The following is a 22,778-nucleotide window of genomic DNA, read 5'->3' on the forward strand; positions in this document are numbered from 1 at the left end:
TCACGTTTAGCAGGATTATGAAGACGACTTCAGGCTTGCGCCTTGGAGCGAAGCGTAACCTCTCCGATGTTCACTTCCTCAGGCTGCTGCAGGATGTACACGATAGCCTTCGCCACAGCCTCAGGTGACATGGCGAACTTCTCTCCTGCCTTCTGCATTTGGGCCCTGAGTTCTGGATTCTTGACGTGTTCGCTGAATGCCGTATCGGTAAAGCCCGGCAGGATGGTGCTAACTCGTATCTGTCCAGCCAGCTCCTGTCGAAGACCATCCGAGAGCGCGAGGACTGCCGCTTTCGTGGCCGAATAGACCACCTGGTTCGGTACTGTCTTCCGGGCTGCCGTGGATGCCGTATGGATGAAGTGACCCGAGCCCTGTTCCCGAAATAGAGGGAGCGCAGCCGCTACCCCGTACAGGACGCCTTTAATGTTGACGTCCACCATCGTTTCCCAGTCTTCGACAGCAAGCTCGTCGAACGGCCCGATAGGCATGGCCCCGGCATTGCTGAACAAAACATCCAGCCGCCCGAAGTTCTCCTGGGCGAGGCGCACCAGAGAAATCAGGTCCTCGCGCTTGCTCACGTCCGTCGAGCGGAATACCACTTCCCCTCCGGCAAGGCGGATCTGCTCGGCAACCTGCGCAAGAGCTTCCTCATGCCGGGCACCTAACACAAGCTTTGCTCCGAGGCGAGCCAGCTCAAGGGCTGCCGCCTTGCCTATCCCACTACTCGCGCCTGTAATTGCAACGACCTGTCCTGCAATCATGAAACCTCCGACATCAAAGCTTTGTCTGGGTAAATGCTCCGAAGAACTCCTGGCAATGTCTTCGCCACAAAAGTTGGCAACCCGCCGGAAGTCAGTTGCAGTCTTTTTCAGCGGAGGCCAGACACCTTGAAGTAGGAGCAGGCGGCATCAGCCGATCTTGGGGACAGCCTTCATCTTTTCGCGCTGCCTATCGCTAAACCAGACATATTCGAGGTTGTGACCTAATCCGGCCATCTCGTCGACGAACGCGAAGCGCAGGTCGTCACCCACTGCGCCGCGTAGGCGCGGCGGGTGAGTTCGCGTCATTTCCTCCATGTAGTTGAGCCACTCGTCATGGGTTCCGGTGATCTGGAACTGCACGTGATGGACCTTGACCGCGAAGCTGCCGTCGGTCGGCAGGTTTTGGCGGAATAGGTCGGTGTCGCTGCCCCGGTCCTCGATGATCTCCAGCTCCCCGCCGTTCATCATTGCTTGCGCGACCTTCATCCTGACCTTGCAGGGCCGGCCGTTCTCCTCGGCATCCACCTCCTGCTCGCCAACCTGAAACGCAGCAACCCCGAACTGGTCGCGGAATAACATGGTGGCCTGATCGATATCGGTGGTCACATAGGCGAGTTGATCAAACAGTTGGTTCAGCATCTTCATGGGGCGGCTCCTTCGAAACTTAGATGTAAAGCGGTTCAGCCCTGCGCTCTTGAGCGAAGGGTCACCTCTCCGATGTTACCTCTGCCGGCTGCTGGAGGATGTAAACGATGGCATTCGCCACAGCCTCAGGTGACATGGCGAACTTCTCTCCTGCCCTCTGCATCTGGGCCTTCGACTCGGGAATCCTTACGTGATCGCTGAACGCCGTGTCGGTGAAGCCTGCAAGAATTGTGCTGACTCGTATGTGCCCCGCCAGCTCCTGACGGAGGCCGTCAGATAAGGCGAGTACGGCCGCCTTCGTGTTGGAAGAACAAGGCAGCCCTAGGGATCAGCGTCTGCCTGTCTGAGAACCGTTTTTTTCACAGGCGGAACTCCAGAGACACCATGAGCCTCCCACTCGAACAGGGGACGACACACTAGAGTTCCGTCGCTTATAAACCCTCGACCGCGAGTGTCTACTTTGACAAGCTAAGGACGTGATCCACCATGGTCCCCGAGCTCCCCAAGTACTTCGTCGGATCGAGTAGATCTTCCAGCGCTTTGCGGTCAAAAATCTTGCTGATGTCCGTGTCGGCGCTTAGAAGGTCGATCAACTTGCCCTTGCCTTGTGAAACCGCGATGCAGATAGTCGACAGCTTGTCGTGCGCTTTACCGCGACCCATCTTCGGCCCAAGCGCCATCATGACGGCTTCGGTGTTGACCAGGCCATCGGTCAACCGTAGATCCTTCATCATGTTCTCGGGGTGCACGATCAAACCGCTCAACATGTATTTGGCCTGCGCAAGCGCACCTGCGGCAAAACAAAAGATTTCAGGAAACACCAACCACTCTATCTCCCACGTGCCCGTCGCGCGCTCGAAGTCGGCATTCATTGCATTCAGCAACGCCGCTGCATGTTGACGCACCACGCTACTGCAAGCCGTGATGTATGCGCAGGAGATCGGGTTGCGCTTCTGCGGCATGGTGCTAGACGCGCCGCGGCCGCCTCCCCCATCCGGTTCCTGGACCTCGTTCAGTTCGGTCATCATCATGATCTTTACGTCGGTCGCAATCTTATCGAGCAGGCCACAAAGCAGCCCCAGAAAACAGCCCACCTCCGCCATCGTGTCCCGAACCGTGTGCCAGGCGATGGGTGGCTGGGCTAGCCCAAGCTCCTCCATCATGCCCTTCTGCACGGGTAAACCCTTTTCGCCGAGCGAGGCCAGAGTGCCCACAGCACCGCCGAACTCCCCCATCAACACACGCGATTTCATCTGCTGCAAGCGTTCCGCCTGCCGTTGCAGGCCAGCCAGCCAAACGGCGATCTTGTAACCGAACGTCATCGGGATAGCCTGCTGGATATTGCTGCGACCCACCATCGGGGTGTCTCGGTGTTTCTTTGCAAGCCCGGCAAGTGCCTCCAGAATTTCCCTCAGGTCGCTCTCCACAAGCTCAAGACCATCCCGGATCTGCAGCACCGTGGCCGTGTCGGTGATGTCCTGCGTTGTCGCGCCCCAGTGACACCATTGGCCTAGACCGTTCTTGCAAAGCGCAGTCAGCTGTTCGACGACGGGCAAAACGGGGTAGCCGACGTGCTCGGTGACCGACTTTAACTTGCCGAAGTCCATTTGCGCCACATCGCAACGCAGGGCGATCTCAGCGGCGGCTTCTTGAGGAATTACACCTAGCCTGCCCTGTGTCACAGACAATGCTTTTTCCACATCAAGATAGCGCTGGATGCGGGTCTGATCGGACCACACGCGACGCATGGCGTCCGTGCTGAAGATGTCGCGGTAAATCGTCGAGTCAATTGCCGTTGCGTTGGATTCCAAAGCTTTCTCCTTAGATGAGCTACTGCGGGTTAGATTGCTGGGTTGGGAGGCTGAGTCTGAGGCTCACACTTAACATTAGTGCGAGATCGTAGAGACAAGTACCGGAAAGGCTCTCGCTGCTCGGCCAGCCGACTGCTACTTTTTCCTGAATGCGAGTGCTTGGCATCGATGAGGGGCTTGGAAGAAGGTCCATCAATATGAGACCATGTCTTGCGATTCGAGCGACGACGCCTTACCGATCTGATCTCGACCGTGCCGCCGAAATAGTTGCGGAACTTTGCAGGCCATTCAGATGCCGAAGCCGTTCAGCACTTTTGAAGTACCCTTCGTACTCTCGACTGCTGTGCACTCAGGGCAGAAGGAATCCTGCTTTGTCTGCTGCATTAACACTTGCCTAGTCGCGCCATGACATTATCTTCGCGTCTCATGCCAGAAAGCCATGATCCTCGACGTAAGTTCTTCTGGACACTCTTCGGGAATGAAATGACCGCATCCCATCAGTTCGCCTCCACGCACGTCCGTTCCTGCGAGCTGCATGCTGTGCAGCATAGCCATGCCAATTCCGCCTTCGCCGCCGAGTGCTAGGATGGGCATCCTCAGCTTATGGCCGAGCCGCCTATGCATCTCGGCCAGGCCGGCCTCGGAGAATACCTCGCGATAATATGAGCAGGTCGCGCGTACCGTACCGGGGATCTGCAAGACTCGCTCATATTCATTCAGCGCTGCGGAATCGATCTCCCAACCTCGGACAGCCTTGTTCGAAAAGATCCACCTGAGATACGCGCGTTCGTGGCCGGCGATAAGTATCTCGGGAAGATCGCTAAGCCGATTGAAGCCAAATTGCCAGGTCTTTTTGTTCACTTCGTCTTGAGGGTATCCGGTCGGTGGAATAGCACCTGGAATGGTGGCCTCACTAACCACAAGGCGGCGCAGTTCCTGGGGATATGCGTGGGCATGCGCGTATCCGATCCAAGTGCCGAGGTCATGTGTTATCACATCGATGCCCTCCGGCCGTGTAAGCCCGAGTTCGGTGAGGAAGCAGTGAACGTCTTCCGCCGCAGTCGCTAGATCATATCCGTCTGCGGGTTTCTCGCTGTCACCGTATCCGCGAGGATCTAGCGCGTAGACCTGCCGGCCGGCAGCTATTAGCCTGAGCATCACATGACGCCACGCATACCAGTGCTGCGGCCATCCGGGTAGCAGCAGGACCGGATCGCCACTGCCTGCAACAACAAAATGAAGTTTGGTCCCGTTCGCTACGACAGAAGAGTGCTTGAAGGACTCAATACCAGTTTGGACGTAGTTCGGAAGCATCGTTGCTCCTAGAGGTGTGTTGAATGTGGCGGACATGATTTTCGTATAACGAGCAAGCAAGCACTATGACTCGCGAGGGGCTGTCGGCTAACGCATAGGTGCGGCACCCGTCAGCATCAGTCCGGCTGCGATCGCGCGCTTGATGCTGACAGGATGAGGCTCCAATCCAAGCAGGCCGAACCTGTCCATAGCCAGTGAGCATAGGATCTGCCCCGAGATGACCAACGCAATCAGACTTGCTGCACCCAATCGAGGGGTCAGCGAAGCTGTTGCCGCAAGTAGGAGTGCCCCACCAAAACCGCCGGCCCACGCCCACCAGGGTAGCGACGTCAGACCAGCCGTGCGTGGCCCACCGCGGAACAAAGCCCAAGCGACCAGAGTGAGTGCCACGGTAAGCACGAGTCCCGAAAATGCAGCCGCCCATATAGGCGAGCCAAGAGTTCGCGCCAGCCGAGCATTCATGGCGCCCTGCATGGGCAGCATGGAGCCGGCGGCAATTGCGACGAGAATGTAGATGATGACCAAGAGTTTTCCAGACTAGGAACGAGGGCCGTTCCCGGAGAAACAATCCTTTGTGAACGCAAGTCCTTCGCGAGCGACGTTCATCTTGCTGGTGAAGACATCTCTCCACACATGGGCGGCTTTCGCCAAAGGCTGTACATCTTTTGCAAAGGCCTCCACCATCACCCATCCATCAAAGCGAACTTCCCCAAGCGCTTTGACGATTTCCGGCCAACGCACAAGTCCGGTGCCCAGGGTGCCGCGATGGCTCTCACTAAAGTGCAACTCAGAAAGCAGGCTGCCGGCCTCATGAATGGCTTGCGCGTGGTCGCTCTCTTCGAGGTGAGCATGGTGGGTGTCGTAAACCAAGCGGAGATTGGGTGCATCGACCGTACGGGCTAGCTGCTTTGCTTTCCCAGTGGTGTTCACCATGTACGTTTCGAAACGATTAAGAAACTCAAGCGCGATGAGCGTGTCAGGCGAGTAGTCACACACCGCATGTAGCACCTCCGCCGAACGGGCAAGCTCTCCCGGTGTAGGACCTATTCCCGTAAAGACGCCGGCGGTGCCGTACAGAGGACCGGCTACGCTGCGACTGCCCAATCGTTGACTTATGTCGACGACCCACTTCAAGTCGTCAAGTGCTCTAGCTCTCACGGCTGGGTCTGCGTCCGCCGGGTTGGACGTTGGCGGCAGGTTCGTAAGCGTTGTGCATTCGAGCCCTTCGCTTTCGAGAACGTCACCAAGTTCGTCAAACTTTTCCGCATGCCCGCGTGTAATCGGCAGTTCGACACCGTCATACCCCATCTGTTTGAGTGCGCGAAGCACGGAATAGTGCTCGGGGGTGACCGCCGTCGTCCATAGAACAAGATTCATCCCATACTTCAAGGCAGGCTCCCGGTCTGTTTCAAGACGTCAACGTGCAGGGGGCGTCCAGCGAACTCTGGCTGGATCGGGATACTTGATGCCGTCTGGGTAGGTGAGCATCTCAAGTATGCCTCCCCAGGGCGGACGTCCATAAAAGCCGCGGTTGCGTGGTGCGCCTTCAATGCCGCCGATCGAGTGCGGGGGAGAGAGAAGAGTTCCACCGGCAGCGACGAACAACGCTGCAGCCGCTTCTATGTCATCGACGTAGAAGCAGACGTGATTCCAGCCAAAGTCACTGATCACGACCGGCCTCCGTTGATCTGCACGTCGAAACTCGAACAACTCAATGGTTGGAGCATCCCCGATTCGAAGAAGGCGGATTTTGCTGATCTCGGCTCCGTGCGGAATTCCGAGTTGGCGTTCGTTGTCCTCACCCTTGAGCGAACCGGTCTCGGATGTAACGACGTCATACACCACCTCTGCTCCAAGGGCCTCGATTAAGAAGGTTGTGGCTGTTTCGAGGTCGGGTACAGTCAAGCCAACGTGGTCCATGCCACGCACTACCAATTCGGTCTGCGGCTTCAGTTCTGACACTTGTATGCTCTCCTTACGATTCAGTAGGCGTGCGCTTGTGAACCCATCAGTCTCGCTCCCACTCCATCTAACTAGATGGAATCACCGGCATTGGTTACCGAGTTCATCCCTCGCTGCTCCCGGAACTAGACGTGGAGCCTGACCTGCCGCACCCAGCAACGACGCTGCCCTGAGCACCTGCACCGAAGATCCTCAAGGCTGCACGCTGGTCCAGAGGCGGGCACAAGTCTATCTCATCCGGCTCATGCGCGCGATGAACGACGATTCTGACGAGCAAGTCCTTAGCTTTCACGTTTTTCCCTCAGCATGAACTGATTCAGCGCTGTCGACGTGCTGATTGTAGGCGATGCGAACAAGCATCCGCTGTCTGATGGAAGACAGTTCTGCCTGCGGAAGCGCCCCGAATGGGACGCTGAACTCAGTAGTCGTTACGACGGTCATGATCAGAATCGGTGACGTTTTTGCCCCTTCTGTAAATACCGACAAGGCGCATTATAGAAAGTGAGGCCGAATCCGCCGTAGAAATGCCCGGTCCATACAAAGTGTGGAACGGTAGAGCTGTCCCACCCTTCGCACAGCCCGTCGGAAGACGCGATACTGCCGGCGTCTTTCACATTCGCACAGCTCTGGCGAGAAAGTTAGAGACCGTCGTCATCGGTGATGATCGACGAAATCGAGGTGGCACCCGACCTGCTGATGCTCGTTTTGGAAGAGGGCATCCCGCCCCGGTTGAACACAATTGGATTGCTCGTTCTGCGGAAGCCCACCGGGGGCATCAAGAGTCATCGCGCCTAGTGGACCGCCGGGACCCGTCACTCTTCGGCGGTCGTCGCCCGACTACCATGCCCCCGGTTTCCAAGCTTTCAAGCTGAGAGCAGTCATTAGCTAGGATGGCGGCTTATTGGGAACCGTGAACGCGTGCTGCACACCACCGTCGTCGGGAAGACGGAAGCGATCCATGCTGGTTGGCTACGCGCGTGTCTCCACTCAGGACCAAAACCTGGAGCTGCAGACCGAAGCTCTTCGAAGATAAGATCAGCGGTAATCGAGCGGAGCGCCCGGGACTCGCTCAGGCTCAAAACGGCTTCCGTAAAGGGACACCCTTGTTGTTTGGAAACTGGACCGGCTCGGCCGTAGTGCTAAGCACCTAGTCGACTTGGTCGGCGAGGCTGAGATGGAAAGGGAACTTCTCGTAGAGCGCACACGCGCACGCCTGGAAGTCGCACGCCAGCTCGGTCGCACAGGCCGCCGCAAACGGCAGATGACCGAAAGCAAGGTCGAAGCAGCGAAGAAGCTGCTGGCCAGTGGAGTACCGGCACGCGATGTGGCCAGCAACCTGGGCGTCTCCATACCTACTTATATATGGGTGCCCTCTTCGACGCATCCTTGAGCTTCTAGCCGTTACTGATGATCATGCGAGTTGTCAGGATCGCGATTTGGGCCGCGCTTCCCTAGTCTCTCAATACAAATGTCCCGCCTGCTTCAATGGCAAGTTGCATGCTAAATAGGGCGCCAGGTGTAAAGCATCCAGGCTGTCCTTGCCCCTGCAGTAAACGCTGAGCAACACCCGCCGAAGCCTTCGCTAGAAAGGCGTACCCGTCACCTGCACGCAACCATCCGGTGCGTACCGAACCATCTGGCCACTCGACTCGGGCTCGTGCCCAGGAGACGACTGTCTTCGAGGGAGGCGGCACTAGCTTTGCCAGTCGATCCGTGGCAAAACGACGGAGTGCGGGGATGGAGAGAAGCGGGGCCATCGCAGGGATTGCAAAACGAAGGAGACCGCCAGGGACAGCAGGAAATGCAGCGACAACCTCGGAGGCCCTGCTCGCGCGGCGGGCTGCTTCAAGCTCACCACTTGCAATGAGCCGGGTGACTGCTGTCGATCCATCCGGCAAGGAAAACGTTTCTTCCTCGTCGCCGGCTAAAGCTCGCTTCAGCTTACCGCCTGCGTAACGGCGACCGCCGTACGGAATGCCTTCCACAATGGTCCGCGCCAGGGTAGTTCCGAGTGGTCCAGAGGCGTCGACTGCGGCAACGCTGTCGACGCGTACCTTTGCTGCGGGAGGCCGGCCTTCGCAGAGCTTAAGGACGGCACTCTCCGTTCCCAAAACTCCCCAGCCTACGCCGAGAACAACGCATCGTTTGGTCCGGACCAGCTCATCATTCATCGCAGAGAGCAAAAGAAATGCTTCCAACTCGTTCCCGATATCAAGATAGTGCGTCCCTGGTGGGCACGCGTTGACAATCGCAGGAGCTGTCCTTGTGAAAGGCCCAATCGTATTGATGACCACTCGTGGCTTCCCGCGCGAGATGGCTGCAGCCATGTTTTCGATCGTACTGGCAACAACGATTCCGACCTCTATCTTCAAGGACCGTGCTGCCTGCTTCAGAGTCTCCTCGTCACGCCCAACGAAGGTCATCGGCAGACCTTTTTCTGCCAACTCTGCTCCAATCGCTCGTCCTGAGCGACCAGCGGCTCCCAAAATCCAGATGTCGTCTGTTGTGTTGCTCATAATTTTGCTTCATTGAAGGTAGGCCCTGAAAGGCAGACTTTCTATAGCGATTCGTACAGAATACCTTTGCGATCGTTCAAAATAGGTACTATGTATCCGTTGTCGGATGTGCTTTCGCTGCTCAAGGTTCGGGTTTATGCCGCAGGTGGATTTCAGGCTGGCAATGAGTGGTCCGTGACTTTTGGCCCCTCGAGTGGAATCAAACTCTTCGCGGTCGTGTCCGGAGAGGGATGGCTTGCTGTCGATGGACTTCAAGAGCCAGTCCGTGTTCTTGCCGGGGATTGCCTGCTGCTAGCGAGCGGGCGAGGCTATCGGGTCGCAAGTAATCTAAGCCTGCCTTCTTTGGATGGGGACTCTCTCGTCCACTCTCTTCTACCGAATGAGATAGCACGATTTAGTGCTGGGACCGACTGCTTCGGGCTGGCTGGACACTTTGACATGGCAGGCGAGAACGCAGATCTTCTGCTCGCCATGTTGCCGCCGGTCGTTCACATACGTGAAGACTCTGATAAGCAGGTGCTGCGTTGGTGCCTGGAGCGCATGAGGAAGGAACTCCATGATCCGCAGCCGGGCACATCACTAGCTACACAGCAACTTGGCACGCTGATGCTGGTGCAAATCCTTCGTACCCATCTCACCTCTCATTTGGAAGGCAACGTAGGATGGATGTTCGCACTGAAGGATAAGAAGGTGGGCATGGCACTACAGGCTATGCATCAGGCCCCGAGTCATCCGTGGACTCTGAATTCTTTGGCGCGAAAAGCGGGAATGTCGCGGACAGGATTTGCAGTCAAATTTAGAGACCTGGTTGGACTCTCACCACTCAACTATCTCGCTCGCTGGCGCATGTCGTTAGCGAAGGAGCGCGTCCTCAACTCCCCGGACGCGATTGGGACCATTGCCACGCAACTGGGGTATACATCGGAGAGTGCCTTCAGCACAGCGTTCCGACGTATGGTGGGTTGCGCACCTCGCCGGTATGCGACTTCTTTGAAGACGGAATCTCTCTCGAATGGACGACCGTGATCAAACTACCTATAAACGCCGTTGTGGAAGTTGACCGGGTTCAGAGTCTCGAAGGCACTCGGGCCGGATTGCCTCCCACAATGCGACATAGCGGGACTAATGTGCGGGTTTATCAAAGGCCGATGCTGCTTCCGACGAGAAGTAATCGCCTGTTTCCAGGTCCTGTAGAAGAGTCGGGTGAACCGGGTTCCAGCCAAGTAACTCGCGTGTACAGATACTGGACACCGGTGAATCGACAGCAAAGGCCTTGGCAAAGAATGGATTCTGGAAGTGTTCTACGGCCCTGCTTACAGGGATGGAGACTGTCGGGATGTTCAGCATTTGGCCGATCAGATGTGCGATGGTCTGGAAGGTGACGCCGCTCTCTCCTGCTCCGTGCAAAGTGCTGCCTGCCGGTGCTTTCTCGACGGCAAGCCGGTAGAGGGTAGCTGCGTCCAGACGGTGCACTGCGGGCCAGCGGTTAGCGCCCTCGGCTACATAAGCGGAGACGCCGGTTCGCCGCGCGGTCGAGATCAGAAACGGAATAAAACCGTGGTCCCCCGGCCCATGAACTGTTGGAGCGAGCCGCAGGACGATGCTGCGTACTCCCTTACTAGCGAAACCGAGACACGCCTGCTCGCCCGGTATCCTTAAAGTTCCGAGCGATTGCGGATCTGGCGCATCCTGTTCCGTCGCGACCTTTCCAGTCGGCATCACCAATGTTCCCGAGGTGATCACCAAAGGCTTGCCAGAGCCAGTAAGCACCTCTCCCATTGCTTCTATGGCTGCGCAGTCGCGTCGTGTCATGCTCGCGGGGTCTGAGAAATCCCCGCCGAACGCCATGTGGATGACCCCATCCGCAGCCCCCGCACCGTTTGCCAGCACCTGCAGGTCGTCCAGAGACCCTTCGAGCGTCTGCGCTCCGAGCCTAACCAGTCGATCGACCGCCTTTTCAGAACGCCCCAGCCCCGTGACGGTGTGGCCATTCGCGATCAGTTCCGAAACGATTGCCGGGCCAGTTTGGCCCGAGCCGCCGGTAACGAAGATATGCATGTTAAGCCTCCACCAGTAAGACTATGGGGCTGACGCTGTACCATCAATGCTGCACCGTTCAGAAAACTGTCGCGTGCGTACAGGATTATGGACCCACTCTCCGACATCCTCTCTCTTGTGCAGCCGAGTACCTATGCCACGGGCGGGTTAAGTGCTGGAGGCGTCTGGGGAGTCCGCTTCCCGGCGCACGGGATGATCAAGTGCTACAGCGTTGTCCGGGGAACGTGCTGGCTTACCGTAGAGAATGTTGCGGAGCCTATTAGATTGCAGACCGGAAGCTGTCTGCTGCTCCCGCGAGGTTGGCCTTTCAGTCTCGCCAGCGACCTTTCTTATCCGCCGAAATCATGGGAAATGCTGTCGCAGCAGGAACGGTACAACGGCATCTTGCCGTTGACGCCGGGGGATGACTTCGTGATCCTCGGCAGTCACTTCCGGCTGGAAGGCGACGCGCGCTTTCTGTTGGATGCTTTGCCTCCGGTAGTCCTGCTGGAAAGCGACGCACAGCGGGAATCGCTTCGCTGGGCAGTGGACCGGCTGCTTCGCGAAATGCGTGACCCTCAGCCAGGTAGCACCCTGATCGCACAGCAGGTTGCCTACACGATGCTTGTCGAAGCACTCCGCCTGCATGCGGCAGACGGCCTTGAACAGAACCCGGGATGGCTCTCTGCGCTTGCAGATGTACGCTTGCGGGCGGCGCTGTCTTCCATCCATCGAGCACCGGCGCGAGCATGGACCCTGGCAGATTTGGCCCACGCCGCAGGTATGTCGCGGACGGCCTTCGCGCTGCTGTTCAAGGAGAAGGTCGGCAAGGCGCCCATGGAGTACTTGACGCACTGGCGCATGACCATCGCGGCGAAGCGACTCAAGGAGCCAACGGAGTCGATCTCTTCTGTCGCGTCTGAAGTCGGTTACAAATCCGTGAGCGCCTTTAGCGCAGCGTTCAGACGGACGAGGGGTACTTCTCCCCGTGAGCATACTCGTATTGATAGTGCAGATCAGTCCTCATGAATGCCTGTCGTCATGTGAGACTACCCGCATGTTCCGGACCGCCTCTATGTCGAATTGTGGGCAAACGTGATTTCACAATCATCGCTCCCCTAATCGGGGAAGTTTCAACGACGCTGACAGGCTAGCAATGAGGCTTTCGGATGAAACCGCTGGCCGCTCACCTCAGGGTTGAACCGGAACCCTCCCGTCGGCATCATATCTATCGCTGGTAGATAAGGAGGAACCATGATTCTGATTACGGGTGCAACGGGAAACAATGGGGTAGAGATCGTCAAAGAGCTGAGTGCGCAGAGAAAATCGGTCCGGGCTATGGTCCGCAATGAGCCAGAGCAGAAGGATGGTTCTGCTGCCGGCGTTGAGTACGCGATTGCGGACTTCGATGACGCGGACAGCCTACGGAAGGCGCTCGCCGGAGTGGACCGAGCGTTCCTGGTAACGCCGTCGTCGGAGAAGGTGGAGGAACAGCAGCTTCAATTTGTCGACCTTGCACGCGAAGCTGGAGTTAAGCACATCGTCTACCTGTCACAGCTCCATGCGAGGCAAGACTCGCCTGTGCGCTTCCTGCGTTACCACGCAGCCGTTGAAGCAGCGCTTGCCCAATCCGGGATGGCATTCACCAATTTGCGGCCCAACCTTTACATGCAAGGGCTGCTGCTGTTCAAGCAATTGATCGCGTCTCAGGGCAAGATCACCGCTCCAGTGGGAGAGTCGCCCGTCAGTGTCGTGGACGTGCGGGACATCGCCGCTGTAGCAGTGGCGGCGCTAACTGAGACTGGGCATGAGGGCAAGTCGTACGACATTACAGGACCGGAGGCGCTGACTCACGCGCAGATGGCAGAAGAGCTGGCCCAGACCATCGGCAAGCCGGTCACTTTTGAGAATATTTCCGGGGCAGCGATGCGAGAAGCCTTGCTGGGCTTCCACATGCCCGGATGGCAGGCAGACGGTCTTGTCGAAGATTATGAGCACTACAGCCGTGGAGAAGCGACCACGCTGTCGACCGCCGTCCAGGATGTCACAGGCCTCAAACCGAGAACCTTCCAAACATTTGCTCAAGACTTCAGGCAGGCGTTCTTAGCCTAGGGGAACAGTGAAGCCAGAATCACCTGCTGCCAAAACGAGAATGAGCCGTGGCAAAGAACGCGTGATTGCGAACCGGCAGCAGATTCTAGCTGCAGCACGCGAGATCGGCGTGCAGGACGGTTGGAAAGCAGTCACTATTCGGGCTTTGGCGGATCGCCTGGGGTATGCCGCTCCTGTGCTCTACCAGCACTTCCGGAATAAGGAAGATGTGCTGACGCAACTCGCAGTCGAAGGTCTTGAAGAACTCAATCGCGAGTTACGAAAGCCGGTGAACACAGGAGCGGAGACGGCCATCCTCTTGCTGGCGGATCGTTACTGGAACTACATGCAGAAACAGAGTCAGATGTACCGTCTAATGAACGGCATGGACGGAGTATCCGTCGATGGCAAAGTTCTTAGCACTGCTGCAAGGGGGATCTGCGAGGTAACCGGAAGTTCTATTGAACAGTGGCTGGCTGCACAGAATGCCAGCTTCGCGGTGGTAAATGCACCAGCTTTGAACGAGCTTACCGACGCGGTGTGGGCGTTGCTGCACGGCATGGCTAGTCTCTACCTCAGTCGCGCCGCTCGCTTCGATTCGAACCAAGCAGGTCAAGCTGTGTTGCATCTACTGCTCGGAGCGCTTGCGCAGCATAGAACGACTAAGCTGATCTCCTGACAATCGCAATAGCCTCCATAATGGCGTTTGTATCGGCGCAGAGTATGCAAGGCATCGTCACAAACATCAAAAAGCGGGGATTGCTGCGCCACGCTCCGCATCCTACCCAAGGCCGTATCAGGCAGAGTAAGCTTACGCGCAAAGATACCGGGCTCCTATAAGAGCGCACAAAGTTCTCATCGGTTCGCCGAGAATGCAAGTCACTCCGAGATGAAGCGCCTCATAAGCGGCGGCGTCGGAGCTTCTTGAAACCTAGGCGGTAATCAAGTGCTGATCAGTTGACAAACTCCAGAGGTCAGTAGCCGATATCTGGTGTTGCTGATTGAACGCGGCGGAAGGTGAATGGCGTGACACGGCCTTCGCGCTCAGTATCTACTAGACCCGCTTCAACGAGCGCTCTCTCAGATAATGTGAAATGGTGGCTCGTGTACCTCGCGCTGTCTTTCGATCCGGCTTTACTGCCGACTTCTTAATGGACGGGTTCTTCTCGATATTCGCTTTGCGCCACAAACCTTGGCACAGCACTGGAAAACCAGTTTGCGAGGACGCGGATTGTCAACGATCTTGCAGAACGCATCCGATCTGAACCGCTCTCGCAATCCTTCGTTGTAGAGATCCCCAGAAGGTTTTCTGTTGCTGAGCGTCACGATTCTATTGACACGAATGTGCTGCCCTACATGCCCCAGAAGCCCGCAATCTGAATCATGCGACCAGTCTCGCCGTAGGCCGTGAAATTCGATCCTGTCATAACCACTTGGCCAGTGGCGTCGAGCAGGTTCCAATGACCGAGTGAATTCCCGTGCTGTTCCATGTATTCGGTTGTGGCAAAGACGCTCTCTGGATTCGCTGAATGGAATGCCTCGATGACCTGCGTCAGGCTTTCCAAGCCCGCACCGCTCACGACCATGTTGCTGTACACGCAATTCTCATCCACGATCTCGGCCAGTAATTGTTTCCATCCCGGAGTTCGGCTATCCCATACTCGTCCGTACGCTTCATACGTCTCTTTGTGGACTTCGCTTGCCATCACCATTCTCCTAACTTCGATTGTAATTTCTGTGACGCAGACCGTGACGATGCCGGAGTGGTTCAGATGAACTCCGTTCGGGTGTCTGAAGCCTGCGAGCTTCTTGCAAACGTGCGTTCCGGCGAACCTGGCCGTCTCGAATGTGAACTGGTTCGGGTGATGCTACGGGTTTATACGATCAGGTGCGGCGACGAAAGAGTCTGGCAGCCGTTGCGCATTGTGCCAGGATGTGGCCTCAGCCCAGCGTGGAACGAGGGCATAGAAAACTCCTCAGCTTTGATTCTTCGGCTTCAAAGGCTCGCCGAAATGTGGCTGAAGTTGGGGCTTTGCCTGAAATGAAGCCTGGCTCAATGTGATAAAGCGCGCCGCCGCCAGAAACGTTGACCCAGCCTATAACTGAGTCCCTCCACAGAAGGGGCATCGCGTAGTAGCCCATTTTTCGTTTAGAAGGCGGAGTATAAGCTTCAAACCTATAGGCCCAACCCCAAAGATGCTCAAAGCGGCGGCGGTCCCAGACCAGAGGATCGAATGGGGCCAGAAACCGCACGGCGTCCTCCTGCTCAGCGACTGGCCCGCTGTCGGCAGGAGCTACGTACCGGACCTGGTCCACCGCTTGCACTTGGAGCATTCCACGCTTGATCAAGCCGGAGAGTGCGGCGGCACGACCGGTCAACTCCGGCGACGCATGCCGTAGATGGCCTAGTGCTGCTCGAAGACTTCCTTCTGAAATGGGGCAAAGGATCTTTGCGACCAGCAGAATTAAGAAGTCCAGGCGCTCATTTGGCATCCTTGCTTCATTGATTGGGTTTGCTTTCCCATAGAGCTTTATCCCACCCTTTCGCCCTGCTACTCGAATTAGGCCGCGATAGTGCAGTCGTTCAAGGGCCTTTGTCGAGACTTTCGAATGACCTCCCCATGCGTTCGGCTCTTTTACGTCTCCAAAAACCTTCCGCAGACTGGCTGGGTGAAGCTGAGAGTTTTCCGAGACGATAGCGAGCAACTCCTGTTCCATGGGGGTGAGCGAACCTGATGCCCTTGGGTGCAATACCTGCCAGGTCGACGCCGGCATGAAGCCGTATGCGTAAAGGTAATCTTCCTCCAGAGTCAATGCAGCGTAGTTGGCATCGAGGTCGCCGATCCGGTAGTTCTTCACGCGCTGTCGCAAGATCAACTCTTGGGCGCGTGCCGGAGAGCGAATCGGATCAGCCTGAACGAAGCCGAGCGTGTTGAGGGCGTCAGGAAGTGTTGTCTCGGGAAAGAGTGTGGACGAGATTGCCCACCGACGAAGAGTGCGGAGGCTCTTGGACATCTCGGAATTATCGCTTGGCCGTCACCTTACAAGCTGTCCAGCTTGGCCCCATTGCCTAAAACGTCTTCTCGCAGAGCTTCAAAAACCACAGAAGAGCCAGTCCCAAGCGGTTATCCAAGTAGTGGCGCTCCTTGCATGGGCGGCGCTCCACTTTCCTCTTCCTTGCGGAGCAAAACGCAAGATCGCCTGTCTCTCCCTAGCTAGATACCATAGCGGCTAACGCAGTGTCAGGGACGGCATCTTCATGTTTAGCTCCTTGGAGTTGCTCATAGCCAGAGCCGGTGTCAGGCATCCGGAACGGCTCTCGCTTTGGTTTCGATCTGCCATATGCAGAGCAACTTCCGCAATCATTGCCGCAGTTGCGGTATACCCGGGATGCCCGGTTCCGGCGAGCACGCAAGTAGCAATGTTGCCATTTACTGCCGTGGCTCTGGCCTCGACCTCCCACGTCCACTGCGTGAGATGACGGCCTGAGGGACCCGAACCTGCCGGGGGAAGAAGGTTTTGAAGGATCCCAGCCAATTGCCTGCGCAGCGATAACGGCAGGCGTGTCACGCCAATGAGAAGCGTCTGCATGACCCCCTTCAATACGGCAGCGACTCTGCGTACGATGCCACGAAGACCTGCAGAAACCCCGAGATCCAGACCTTCTCGGTACCTGGCAAAAGAAAGAGCTACTTCCCGCTCCCGGGCTAGGATGGCGGCGGTTCGGTAGACAATCGGCGGGTTAAGAAAAGCAACCGGCACGACCGGACCGAACACGCGTCCTTGTTGGACCTGCGGCCGCAGCGACAAGGGGGCGGGCTGCTGCGATCTTTCATTTGCTGAAGAAATCGGCAGCAGGCCCGCCGACCGCCCTACCAGACCGGCAGTGGGTGCCTTGAGGATTTCAACGATGCTGGCCATGGTTCCCGCAGACACGGATTGCTTGAACGGCACGCCACCTTCTGGGCGACGCAGGAAGCGTACAGCCACATGGACGCTCGTAATGGGATGTGCTGCTCCTGGACCGACGTAGAGCCCACCTTGCTCGGGTCCCGCAGTCATCGAGGCGGCTGCACGCTGGCACGCGACCAATGTGGTGAGATCAGCGGGCATCGCTTCCCAGCCAGCCATCTGAACAACCTGCACACCAGCACTTCTAGCGGGCTCATCAAAGCGATCGATCACACGACGTAAAAGCGGGATCTCTCCACTGAGGTCGACATACGAAGTACCAGCCTGCACGCACGCCTCGATCAAGCCTTCGGCCCGCGAACTGTACGGTCCAGCACAGCTCAGCACGACAGCCGTTCGCGTTGCGAGATCACAGAGCGACGTTTGATCGTCGAGATCCGCATGTAACGTTTGCACGTCTTCAAGATGAAGATCGGCAAGCGTTTTGGCAAGACGGTCCGGATTCCTCCCCGCGATCGACCAGCGGCGTTTGCCGGTGAAGCCAGAGAGGGTATCGCGATGCGCAAGCTGCTCGATGACCAGGCGGCCAGTTAATCCTGTGGCTCCAATCACAACAAGATCAAAGTCCCGCTTCGGTTCCATGATGATTCCTCCTTCGCACGGCGTCCTAAGGTTTATGTGAGACACATTGACACTTGACGGCTGTGATGCCATAAAGCGATGATCCGTTTCGATGCAGGGGTGGACGACGAGCGGATCTGATGGAGTTCGGGCACACTTTACGTGGAGCCTCTGTTCTCCTCCATCTAGGGAGCCGCTCAGACAAAACGTTCAATGTTGAGCAATCCACCAGCAGGGCGGCTAGCGCGCTTGTTCTACCCTTGCCGCTTCTACTTTCTCGACGTAAGCGGCAGCGGCTGTTCCCAGTACCAACCGCCTGGGCACCGGGGTCCTACTCGGGTCTTTGCGTGTGAACTGTAATCGTGTAGCCGTCCGGATCGCAGAAGGCAAAAAACCTTCCGAATGGTCCATCGGCGAGCGGCAGCACAATCGGTACGCCAGCTTTCACCAGCTGGTCGTGCATGGCATTTGCATCGGTGACGGCTATCCAGAACGAGACACCCCATCCGAGCTTGCTGGTAGCATCCAGGTCGATCATCGGAGTCCGAATTGCAAATGGTACCGGGCGCGTAGAAAATACGATCGCTCCTGAAGGGTTCTGCTGCAACGGTACCAGTCCTAGTTTCTCAATGTAAAACACCCTAGATGCCTCAAGATCACGCACCTGGAGAGCAAGGAAACTGGGGCCGATCCATTCCACGGGGTTGGCGTTGTTGCGAGAAGATGTCATGAACCTTATATAATCATGTAAGGCTCCTTACATCAAGGGGAGGAACTAGTGCGGCGGTCTAAGTTGACGGAACATCCGATGTCAGAACGGTTGGGCTACTTGCTCAAGCGAGCGCAACATGCGTTGCGCACGAGCATAGACGATCAGCTCAGTCCGCTTGGCCTCACCACAGCACAATACAATCTCCTCTCCGCAGTCGCGTTCGAGCCGGGAATCTCCAATGCTGCCCTGGCCCGCATGGCCTTCGTAACGGCGCAGAGTATGCAAGGTGTGATCGCGAACATGGAGAAGCAGGGTTTGCTCCGCCGGGTTCCGCATCCTACCCATGGCCGTATAAGGCGAAACGAACTTACGCGTAGAGGTGCTGAAATCTTGGCAAAAGCGCACAAGGTTCTTATCGGGATCGAAGAAAGAATGACCGAAGGATTCGATCAGACAGAGATTGAGGCGTTACGGTGTGCTTTGCTTCGGTGCGCGGAGAATATGCAAGTCACTCCACAATGAAGGACCACTTGGATCAACGCGATTTGTACTGCACGCGGCTTTGCCCATTGCGCGGGCCGCCGCGACGACTGTGAACCGTGGCTTGACATTCAAGAATCCGACCACGAGCCGATACTAAGGACGGATAGGAATAGGTTAAATGTCAGGATTGATCTAGGGACAGAAGAGCGCAGGCTTGAAGCTGTACGCAGCTGGGCCTGTTCGAAGTTGGGGCCTGCTCGACAACAGTGCGGAACAGGCTTGCGACGAATTAGTCCAGCCAACAGCCTGCATCTGCCAAGTACCGCTGAGCTTGGTGACTCTGGTCGATGAGCAACGCTTATGTTTGAAGGCTAAAGTAGGTGTGCCAGTGCCGGAAGCTTACGTCGAATCGTCAGGATGGCATCCTAGCAACGATTGTTCGTCCATGACTATTTTGTCGTTGGCGCTTGCTTGCTTCTATGACGACGGCTATCTCCACCCGTTCTGGTCGACCACAATGGAGGGCTCATGCTAGGAAAAGAGCAAAGAACCCGGCGTAGCTTTGTTGGTATAACCGCAGGCACTCTCGCGGCTGCTTATACCGGCTTCGCGCGCGGAGTGCCGGCAGAGAAAGATCGAGCAAGCGTTACAGGAGCGACCATGAAACGAATCAACACCGGCCAATTGGACGTTGCTTACCTGGAAACGGGACCTGCTTCTGGCTCGGCAGTGGTACTGCTTCATGGCTTCCCATACGACGTTCATTCGTACGATGCTGCGGCGCAACAACTGGCAGCGGCAGGTCGCCGTGTGATCGTTCCTTACCTGCGAGGATACGGGCCTACGCGATTTCTAAACGATGACGCGCAGCGCGTGGGCCAACAAGCCGCGCTTGGTTCGGATTTGCTTTCGCTTCTGGACGCTTTGTCAATACAGCGTGCGACCCTTGCGGGCTACGACTGGGGTGGACGCGCCGCTTGCGTTCTCGCCGCGCTGCATCCCGAGCGAGTGAGCGGCCTCGTGAGCTGCGGCACCGGGTACAACCTGCAGAACTCAATGCAGGCGCTGAAGCCAATCGAGCCGGAAAAAGAACGACTGCACTGGTATTGGTTTTATTTGAACTCGGAACGCGGAAAGGCTGCGCTCACGCAGAATCGAGCCGGTCTTTGCCGCTATCTGTGGCAGAACTTCTCTCCCACGTGGCACTTCGACGACGCCACGTATGCACAGACGGCTTCCTCGTTCGATAATCCGGATTTCGTCGATGTGGTCCTACAGTCCTATCGTTACCGTATCGGCGCGGTTCCAGGAGATCCAAGCCTTAACGAGATGGAAAAGCGACTCTCGGCGGAGCCGCGGATCACCGTACCCACCATCGTGTTGCAAGGTGCCGACGATGGAGTTGACCGGCCCGAACCGCCGGAGAAGATCAAGCCGCACTTCACTGCTCTGCGGCGTGTCGCGACGCTCGATCATGTGGGCCATAATTTACCGCAGGAAGCCCCCGACGCGTTTGCGGCTGCTGTGCTAGAGATTGGAAAGACCGCATGACAACGGCAAGCAGCACTCCGTCATTCGCACCATACGAGGTGTACGCGATCAAGTACGCCGAAGCCGATGCTCTACCGCCAGGTAAGGTCGGGATCGGGCTTGACCCACACCACTCGCTCTTCGACATGGCCTACTATATCTGGCTCATTCGGCGCGGAGATGAGGTCGTTGTAGTTGATACCGGTTTCAATGTAAGCTCCGGCGCGAAGCGTGGCCGCAGACTACTGCGTTCCCCGGCAGAACCGCTGCAGCAACTCGGGGTCAATCTGCACATGGTCCAAACCTTGATTGTCACGCACCTGCATTACGATCACGTCGGCAACTCCAGCCTGTTTCCGGTTGCCACCTTCCATCTGCAGGACAAAGAGATGGCTTTTGCTACAGGCCGCTACATGCGCCACGCTTTCTTTCGCGACATGTACGAGATAGATGACGTGATGGGCTTCGTTCGCGATGTGTACGCAGGACGCGTCATCTTCCACGATGGAGACGCTGAAATCATGCCGGGCGTCACGGTACACTTGGCTTCCGGCCATACGCCGGGCGTCCAGTTCGTGCGCGTGTGGACGCGCTCCGGGTGGCTGGTGCTCGCCTCCGACGCCTGCCACTATACCTTTCTTAGAGAGCGGGAACAGGTGTACCCCGTCGTCTTCGATCCTGGAGGGCTGATTGAAACCTACGCACGCCTAAGTGCGCTTGCCACGGAAGACAGGCTCGTGATACCGGGTCATGATCCTTCGGTCTTACGGAACTTTCCAGCGGCTAGGCCGGACCTTGCTGGCATCGCCGTCAGGCTCGACTGAGCAGATCCGTTCGCGAGGCAAACGTCTGCTTTCTCTCACTGACTGCCCGGGGCACGAAGAGTGTAAAGGCCTCCTTAGAAGGAGCGCCGTACGCCTGAACCTAAGCGCTCCCTAATACTCACCTGAAGTCGCATTCTCGTCAGTAAAGGCGGCATAGCCAGGCAGGAAGGCTAGGGTTGCCAAAACGGTCGCCGCGTCGCCCGCTTGTTGTGGCCGTTCGCAGATACAAAACATCGATTCTAAACGCCTATTCGGTAGCGACGAGGCGGCCTAGCAGCGAACCTACGCCCCTCATCAGAACGTTCACAGGAGTACCCGGCGATGTGCTTGCTTGATTCAGCGCACCGACACGTCAGCGGAGACCGCCGCCAACCTGCAGCAGGCTTCCGGTGATCCAGCGTGCATCTTCAGATGCGAGATACGCTACAGCGAGCGCAATGTCCTCCGGCTGTCCAAGACGTCCGAGCGGCGTCAGCGATATCATTACTTTCGCCATGTCACTCTCAACCATCTGGGCAGTTCCTTCCGTGACGGTCATGCCCGGGTTGATCCCGTTGACACGGATCTTCTTCGGGCCCAGTTCTTTGGCCAAGGTCTGTGTGATGGCATCCACGGCGCCCTTGGTGCCGTTGTAGACCGACATCATGGCTGGCGTTGTTTCGCTGACGATAGAGCCGATGTTAATGATGCTTCCGCCGCTCTCTGGAAACAGGGCCAAAGCGGCCTTGGTGGTAAGTAGCAGGCCAGTCACGTTCACAGAGAACACTTCCTGAATGCTCTCTTCTGTAACCTGCTCGATGGGAGCGTGGACATACACGCCGGCATTGTTGACCAGGATGTCAACCGTTCCAAAGGTTTCCTTCACCTCGGCGAAGAGCTTGTCGATATCGGCGGGCTTGGCTACACTGCCACAAATGGCGACTGCCTTACCACCTGCCTGCACGATGGCGGCAACTGTCTTTTCCGCACCTTCCTTGCTGGAGGAGTAGTTGACGACAACCGATGCGCCCTGCGCTGCCAGTTCCTTTGCGATGCCCGCGCCGATACCCTTGGATGCGCCGGTGACTACCGCGATCTTGCCTGTGAGCTTTGCCATGTCCTGCACCTCTGATGAGTTCCGTGTATTTATGTTAGACCTTCATCTAACAGATGGCGTAGTCCGGGCTAGGATTCAATTTCCTAGAGTGCAACGAGACGATTGCAGTAAGCGCGCCACAAATCGCGGCGGAAGGTGAGTAGCATGACACGGCCTTCGCGCTCGGCATCTACTAGACCGGCTTCGACGAGTTCCTTCAGGTGATGCGAAATGGTGGCTCGTGTGACCTCGCGCTGAGCGGCGAGCGCGCTGCAGGGAAGAGCAACAGTTGAGGAGGCGATTTGCTGGAGAATGGCGAAGCGGCGCGGATCAGCAAGCACGCGGGCGATCGAGTGGAATCGTTGATCGTCGAGTTCGGTTTTTATCGCCATGTCCAAGTGTGAGGCATAAGCGGCGTGGTACCTGCACGGGCTGTGAAATCTCAGCGTGTCTCGAACCAAACACCGGGGCTGTGCAACTCCAC

Annotated in this window: 23 protein-coding genes and 1 pseudogene; 9 read left to right on the forward strand and 15 right to left on the reverse strand. The window is 57.1% G+C overall.

Going from position 1 to position 22,778, the window contains the following annotated elements:
- Positions 1-29: 29 nt before the first annotated feature.
- From ACOFKT_RS02995 to ACOFKT_RS03025, 7 genes are all read right to left on the reverse strand, one after another.
- Positions 30-761 carry an SDR family oxidoreductase gene (locus ACOFKT_RS02995; RefSeq protein ID WP_419805952.1) on the reverse strand — a complete coding sequence of 244 codons (732 nt, stop codon included), beginning with the start codon at positions 759-761 and terminating at the stop codon, positions 30-32.
- Positions 762-908: 147 nt separating this feature from the next.
- The gene (locus tag ACOFKT_RS03000) at positions 909-1,406 is read right to left on the reverse strand and encodes a hypothetical protein (protein WP_419805953.1); all 498 of its coding nucleotides are present in this window, start codon (positions 1,404-1,406) and stop codon (positions 909-911) included.
- Positions 1,407-1,861: 455 nt separating this feature from the next.
- A complete protein-coding gene (locus tag ACOFKT_RS03005; protein ID WP_419805954.1) occupies positions 1,862-3,217 on the reverse strand; it encodes a class-II fumarase/aspartase family protein in 1,356 nt (451 codons plus the stop codon).
- Between the two features lie 411 nt (positions 3,218-3,628).
- The gene (locus ACOFKT_RS03010; RefSeq protein ID WP_419805955.1) at positions 3,629-4,531 is read right to left on the reverse strand and encodes an alpha/beta fold hydrolase; all 903 of its coding nucleotides are present in this window, start codon (positions 4,529-4,531) and stop codon (positions 3,629-3,631) included.
- An 87-nt stretch (positions 4,532-4,618) separates the two neighbouring features.
- A complete protein-coding gene (locus ACOFKT_RS03015) occupies positions 4,619-5,056 on the reverse strand; it encodes a DMT family transporter (protein ID WP_419805956.1) in 438 nt (145 codons plus the stop codon).
- A 12-nt stretch (positions 5,057-5,068) separates the two neighbouring features.
- Positions 5,069-5,908 (reverse strand): sugar phosphate isomerase/epimerase family protein, encoded by an 840-nt coding sequence (locus ACOFKT_RS03020; protein WP_419805957.1) that lies wholly within the window; start codon positions 5,906-5,908, stop codon positions 5,069-5,071.
- Between the two features lie 39 nt (positions 5,909-5,947).
- The gene (locus ACOFKT_RS03025; RefSeq protein WP_419805958.1) at positions 5,948-6,493 is read right to left on the reverse strand and encodes a VOC family protein; all 546 of its coding nucleotides are present in this window, start codon (positions 6,491-6,493) and stop codon (positions 5,948-5,950) included.
- A gap of 660 nt (positions 6,494-7,153) precedes the next feature.
- On the opposite strand from ACOFKT_RS03025, the gene ACOFKT_RS03030 reads away from it, so the two are divergent.
- Positions 7,154-7,288 (forward strand): hypothetical protein, encoded by a 135-nt coding sequence (locus ACOFKT_RS03030; RefSeq protein ID WP_419805959.1) that lies wholly within the window; start codon positions 7,154-7,156, stop codon positions 7,286-7,288.
- Between the two features lie 163 nt (positions 7,289-7,451).
- Positions 7,452-7,883, forward strand: a pseudogene (locus ACOFKT_RS03035) (recombinase family protein).
- A 61-nt stretch (positions 7,884-7,944) separates the two neighbouring features.
- On the opposite strand, the gene ACOFKT_RS03040 reads toward ACOFKT_RS03035, so the two are convergent.
- A complete protein-coding gene (locus tag ACOFKT_RS03040) occupies positions 7,945-9,009 on the reverse strand; it encodes a hypothetical protein (RefSeq protein WP_419805960.1) in 1,065 nt (354 codons plus the stop codon).
- A 90-nt stretch (positions 9,010-9,099) separates the two neighbouring features.
- On the opposite strand from ACOFKT_RS03040, the gene ACOFKT_RS03045 reads away from it, so the two are divergent.
- Positions 9,100-10,035 carry an AraC family transcriptional regulator gene (locus tag ACOFKT_RS03045; RefSeq protein ID WP_419807090.1) on the forward strand — a complete coding sequence of 312 codons (936 nt, stop codon included), beginning with the start codon at positions 9,100-9,102 and terminating at the stop codon, positions 10,033-10,035.
- A 96-nt stretch (positions 10,036-10,131) separates the two neighbouring features.
- Here ACOFKT_RS03045 and ACOFKT_RS03050 read toward each other — a convergent pair whose 3' ends face one another.
- Entirely contained in the window at positions 10,132-11,067 is a 936-nt protein-coding gene (locus ACOFKT_RS03050) for an SDR family oxidoreductase (protein ID WP_419805961.1), read from the reverse strand.
- Positions 11,068-11,154: 87 nt separating this feature from the next.
- Between ACOFKT_RS03050 and ACOFKT_RS03055 the strand changes: the two genes are divergently transcribed.
- From ACOFKT_RS03055 to ACOFKT_RS03065, 3 genes are all read left to right on the forward strand, one after another.
- Positions 11,155-12,075: an AraC family transcriptional regulator gene (locus tag ACOFKT_RS03055; RefSeq protein WP_419805962.1), complete on the forward strand. Its 921-nt coding sequence runs from the start codon at positions 11,155-11,157 to the stop codon at positions 12,073-12,075.
- 225 nt (positions 12,076-12,300) lie between these two features.
- Positions 12,301-13,158, forward strand: coding sequence for an SDR family oxidoreductase (locus ACOFKT_RS03060; protein WP_419805963.1), 858 nt, complete (start codon positions 12,301-12,303; stop codon positions 13,156-13,158).
- Positions 13,159-13,165: 7 nt separating this feature from the next.
- The gene (locus tag ACOFKT_RS03065; RefSeq protein WP_419805964.1) at positions 13,166-13,816 is read left to right on the forward strand and encodes a TetR/AcrR family transcriptional regulator; all 651 of its coding nucleotides are present in this window, start codon (positions 13,166-13,168) and stop codon (positions 13,814-13,816) included.
- 673 nt (positions 13,817-14,489) lie between these two features.
- On the opposite strand, the gene ACOFKT_RS03070 is transcribed toward ACOFKT_RS03065, so the two are convergent.
- The 4 genes from ACOFKT_RS03070 to ACOFKT_RS03085 form a co-directional block, all read right to left on the reverse strand.
- Positions 14,490-14,843 (reverse strand): hypothetical protein, encoded by a 354-nt coding sequence (locus ACOFKT_RS03070; protein WP_419805965.1) that lies wholly within the window; start codon positions 14,841-14,843, stop codon positions 14,490-14,492.
- 235 nt (positions 14,844-15,078) lie between these two features.
- A complete protein-coding gene (locus tag ACOFKT_RS03075) occupies positions 15,079-16,152 on the reverse strand; it encodes a DNA glycosylase AlkZ-like family protein (protein WP_419805966.1) in 1,074 nt (357 codons plus the stop codon).
- 216 nt (positions 16,153-16,368) lie between these two features.
- Positions 16,369-17,691 carry a saccharopine dehydrogenase family protein gene (locus ACOFKT_RS03080; RefSeq protein ID WP_419805967.1) on the reverse strand — a complete coding sequence of 441 codons (1,323 nt, stop codon included), beginning with the start codon at positions 17,689-17,691 and terminating at the stop codon, positions 16,369-16,371.
- A 310-nt stretch (positions 17,692-18,001) separates the two neighbouring features.
- Positions 18,002-18,400, reverse strand: a complete 399-nt coding sequence (locus ACOFKT_RS03085) for a VOC family protein (RefSeq protein ID WP_419805968.1) — start codon at positions 18,398-18,400, stop codon at positions 18,002-18,004.
- A 78-nt stretch (positions 18,401-18,478) separates the two neighbouring features.
- On the opposite strand from ACOFKT_RS03085, the gene ACOFKT_RS03090 reads away from it, so the two are divergent.
- From ACOFKT_RS03090 to ACOFKT_RS03100, 3 genes are all read left to right on the forward strand, one after another.
- Positions 18,479-18,904 carry a MarR family winged helix-turn-helix transcriptional regulator gene (locus ACOFKT_RS03090; protein ID WP_419805969.1) on the forward strand — a complete coding sequence of 142 codons (426 nt, stop codon included), beginning with the start codon at positions 18,479-18,481 and terminating at the stop codon, positions 18,902-18,904.
- Between the two features lie 621 nt (positions 18,905-19,525).
- Positions 19,526-20,416 carry an alpha/beta fold hydrolase gene (locus ACOFKT_RS03095; protein ID WP_419805970.1) on the forward strand — a complete coding sequence of 297 codons (891 nt, stop codon included), beginning with the start codon at positions 19,526-19,528 and terminating at the stop codon, positions 20,414-20,416.
- Positions 20,413-21,219 carry an N-acyl homoserine lactonase family protein gene (locus ACOFKT_RS03100; RefSeq protein WP_419805971.1) on the forward strand — a complete coding sequence of 269 codons (807 nt, stop codon included), beginning with the start codon at positions 20,413-20,415 and terminating at the stop codon, positions 21,217-21,219. The genes ACOFKT_RS03095 and ACOFKT_RS03100 overlap by 4 nt, the downstream gene beginning before the upstream one ends.
- 352 nt (positions 21,220-21,571) lie before the next feature.
- On the opposite strand, the gene ACOFKT_RS03105 is transcribed toward ACOFKT_RS03100, so the two are convergent.
- Together ACOFKT_RS03105 and ACOFKT_RS03110 are read right to left on the reverse strand one after the other, a co-directional pair.
- The gene (locus tag ACOFKT_RS03105) at positions 21,572-22,315 is read right to left on the reverse strand and encodes an SDR family NAD(P)-dependent oxidoreductase (RefSeq protein ID WP_419805972.1); all 744 of its coding nucleotides are present in this window, start codon (positions 22,313-22,315) and stop codon (positions 21,572-21,574) included.
- A gap of 83 nt (positions 22,316-22,398) precedes the next feature.
- Entirely contained in the window at positions 22,399-22,686 is a 288-nt protein-coding gene (locus ACOFKT_RS03110) for an ArsR/SmtB family transcription factor (protein ID WP_419805973.1), read from the reverse strand.
- Between the last annotated feature and the right edge of the window lie 92 nt (positions 22,687-22,778).

This window comes from Terriglobus sp. (assembly GCF_965201105.1).
In the GTDB taxonomy this organism is placed as follows: Bacteria; Acidobacteriota; Terriglobia; order Terriglobales; family Acidobacteriaceae; genus Terriglobus.

Excerpts from the sequence above, each read along its gene's own strand:
- ACOFKT_RS02995 (WP_419805952.1), bottom strand. The coding sequence starts at position 761 with ATGATTGCAGGACAGGTCGTTGCAATTACAGGCGCGAGTAGTGGGATA.
- ACOFKT_RS03000 (WP_419805953.1), bottom strand. The coding sequence starts at position 1,406 with ATGAAGATGCTGAACCAACTGTTTGATCAACTCGCCTATGTGACCACC.
- ACOFKT_RS03010 (WP_419805955.1), bottom strand. The coding sequence starts at position 4,531 with ATGCTTCCGAACTACGTCCAAACTGGTATTGAGTCCTTCAAGCACTCT.
- ACOFKT_RS03020 (WP_419805957.1), bottom strand. The coding sequence starts at position 5,908 with ATGAATCTTGTTCTATGGACGACGGCGGTCACCCCCGAGCACTATTCC.
- ACOFKT_RS03030 (WP_419805959.1), top strand. The coding sequence starts at position 7,154 with ATGATCGACGAAATCGAGGTGGCACCCGACCTGCTGATGCTCGTTTTG.
- ACOFKT_RS03040 (WP_419805960.1), bottom strand. The coding sequence starts at position 9,009 with ATGAGCAACACAACAGACGACATCTGGATTTTGGGAGCCGCTGGTCGC.
- ACOFKT_RS03045 (WP_419807090.1), top strand. The coding sequence starts at position 9,100 with ATGTATCCGTTGTCGGATGTGCTTTCGCTGCTCAAGGTTCGGGTTTAT.
- ACOFKT_RS03050 (WP_419805961.1), bottom strand. The coding sequence starts at position 11,067 with ATGCATATCTTCGTTACCGGCGGCTCGGGCCAAACTGGCCCGGCAATC.
- ACOFKT_RS03055 (WP_419805962.1), top strand. The coding sequence starts at position 11,155 with ATGGACCCACTCTCCGACATCCTCTCTCTTGTGCAGCCGAGTACCTAT.
- ACOFKT_RS03060 (WP_419805963.1), top strand. The coding sequence starts at position 12,301 with ATGATTCTGATTACGGGTGCAACGGGAAACAATGGGGTAGAGATCGTC.
- ACOFKT_RS03070 (WP_419805965.1), bottom strand. The coding sequence starts at position 14,843 with ATGGCAAGCGAAGTCCACAAAGAGACGTATGAAGCGTACGGACGAGTA.
- ACOFKT_RS03075 (WP_419805966.1), bottom strand. The coding sequence starts at position 16,152 with ATGTCCAAGAGCCTCCGCACTCTTCGTCGGTGGGCAATCTCGTCCACA.
- ACOFKT_RS03080 (WP_419805967.1), bottom strand. The coding sequence starts at position 17,691 with ATGGAACCGAAGCGGGACTTTGATCTTGTTGTGATTGGAGCCACAGGA.
- ACOFKT_RS03085 (WP_419805968.1), bottom strand. The coding sequence starts at position 18,400 with ATGACATCTTCTCGCAACAACGCCAACCCCGTGGAATGGATCGGCCCC.
- ACOFKT_RS03090 (WP_419805969.1), top strand. The coding sequence starts at position 18,479 with ATGTCAGAACGGTTGGGCTACTTGCTCAAGCGAGCGCAACATGCGTTG.
- ACOFKT_RS03095 (WP_419805970.1), top strand. The coding sequence starts at position 19,526 with ATGAAACGAATCAACACCGGCCAATTGGACGTTGCTTACCTGGAAACG.
- ACOFKT_RS03100 (WP_419805971.1), top strand. The coding sequence starts at position 20,413 with ATGACAACGGCAAGCAGCACTCCGTCATTCGCACCATACGAGGTGTAC.
- ACOFKT_RS03105 (WP_419805972.1), bottom strand. The coding sequence starts at position 22,315 with ATGGCAAAGCTCACAGGCAAGATCGCGGTAGTCACCGGCGCATCCAAG.
- ACOFKT_RS03110 (WP_419805973.1), bottom strand. The coding sequence starts at position 22,686 with ATGGCGATAAAAACCGAACTCGACGATCAACGATTCCACTCGATCGCC.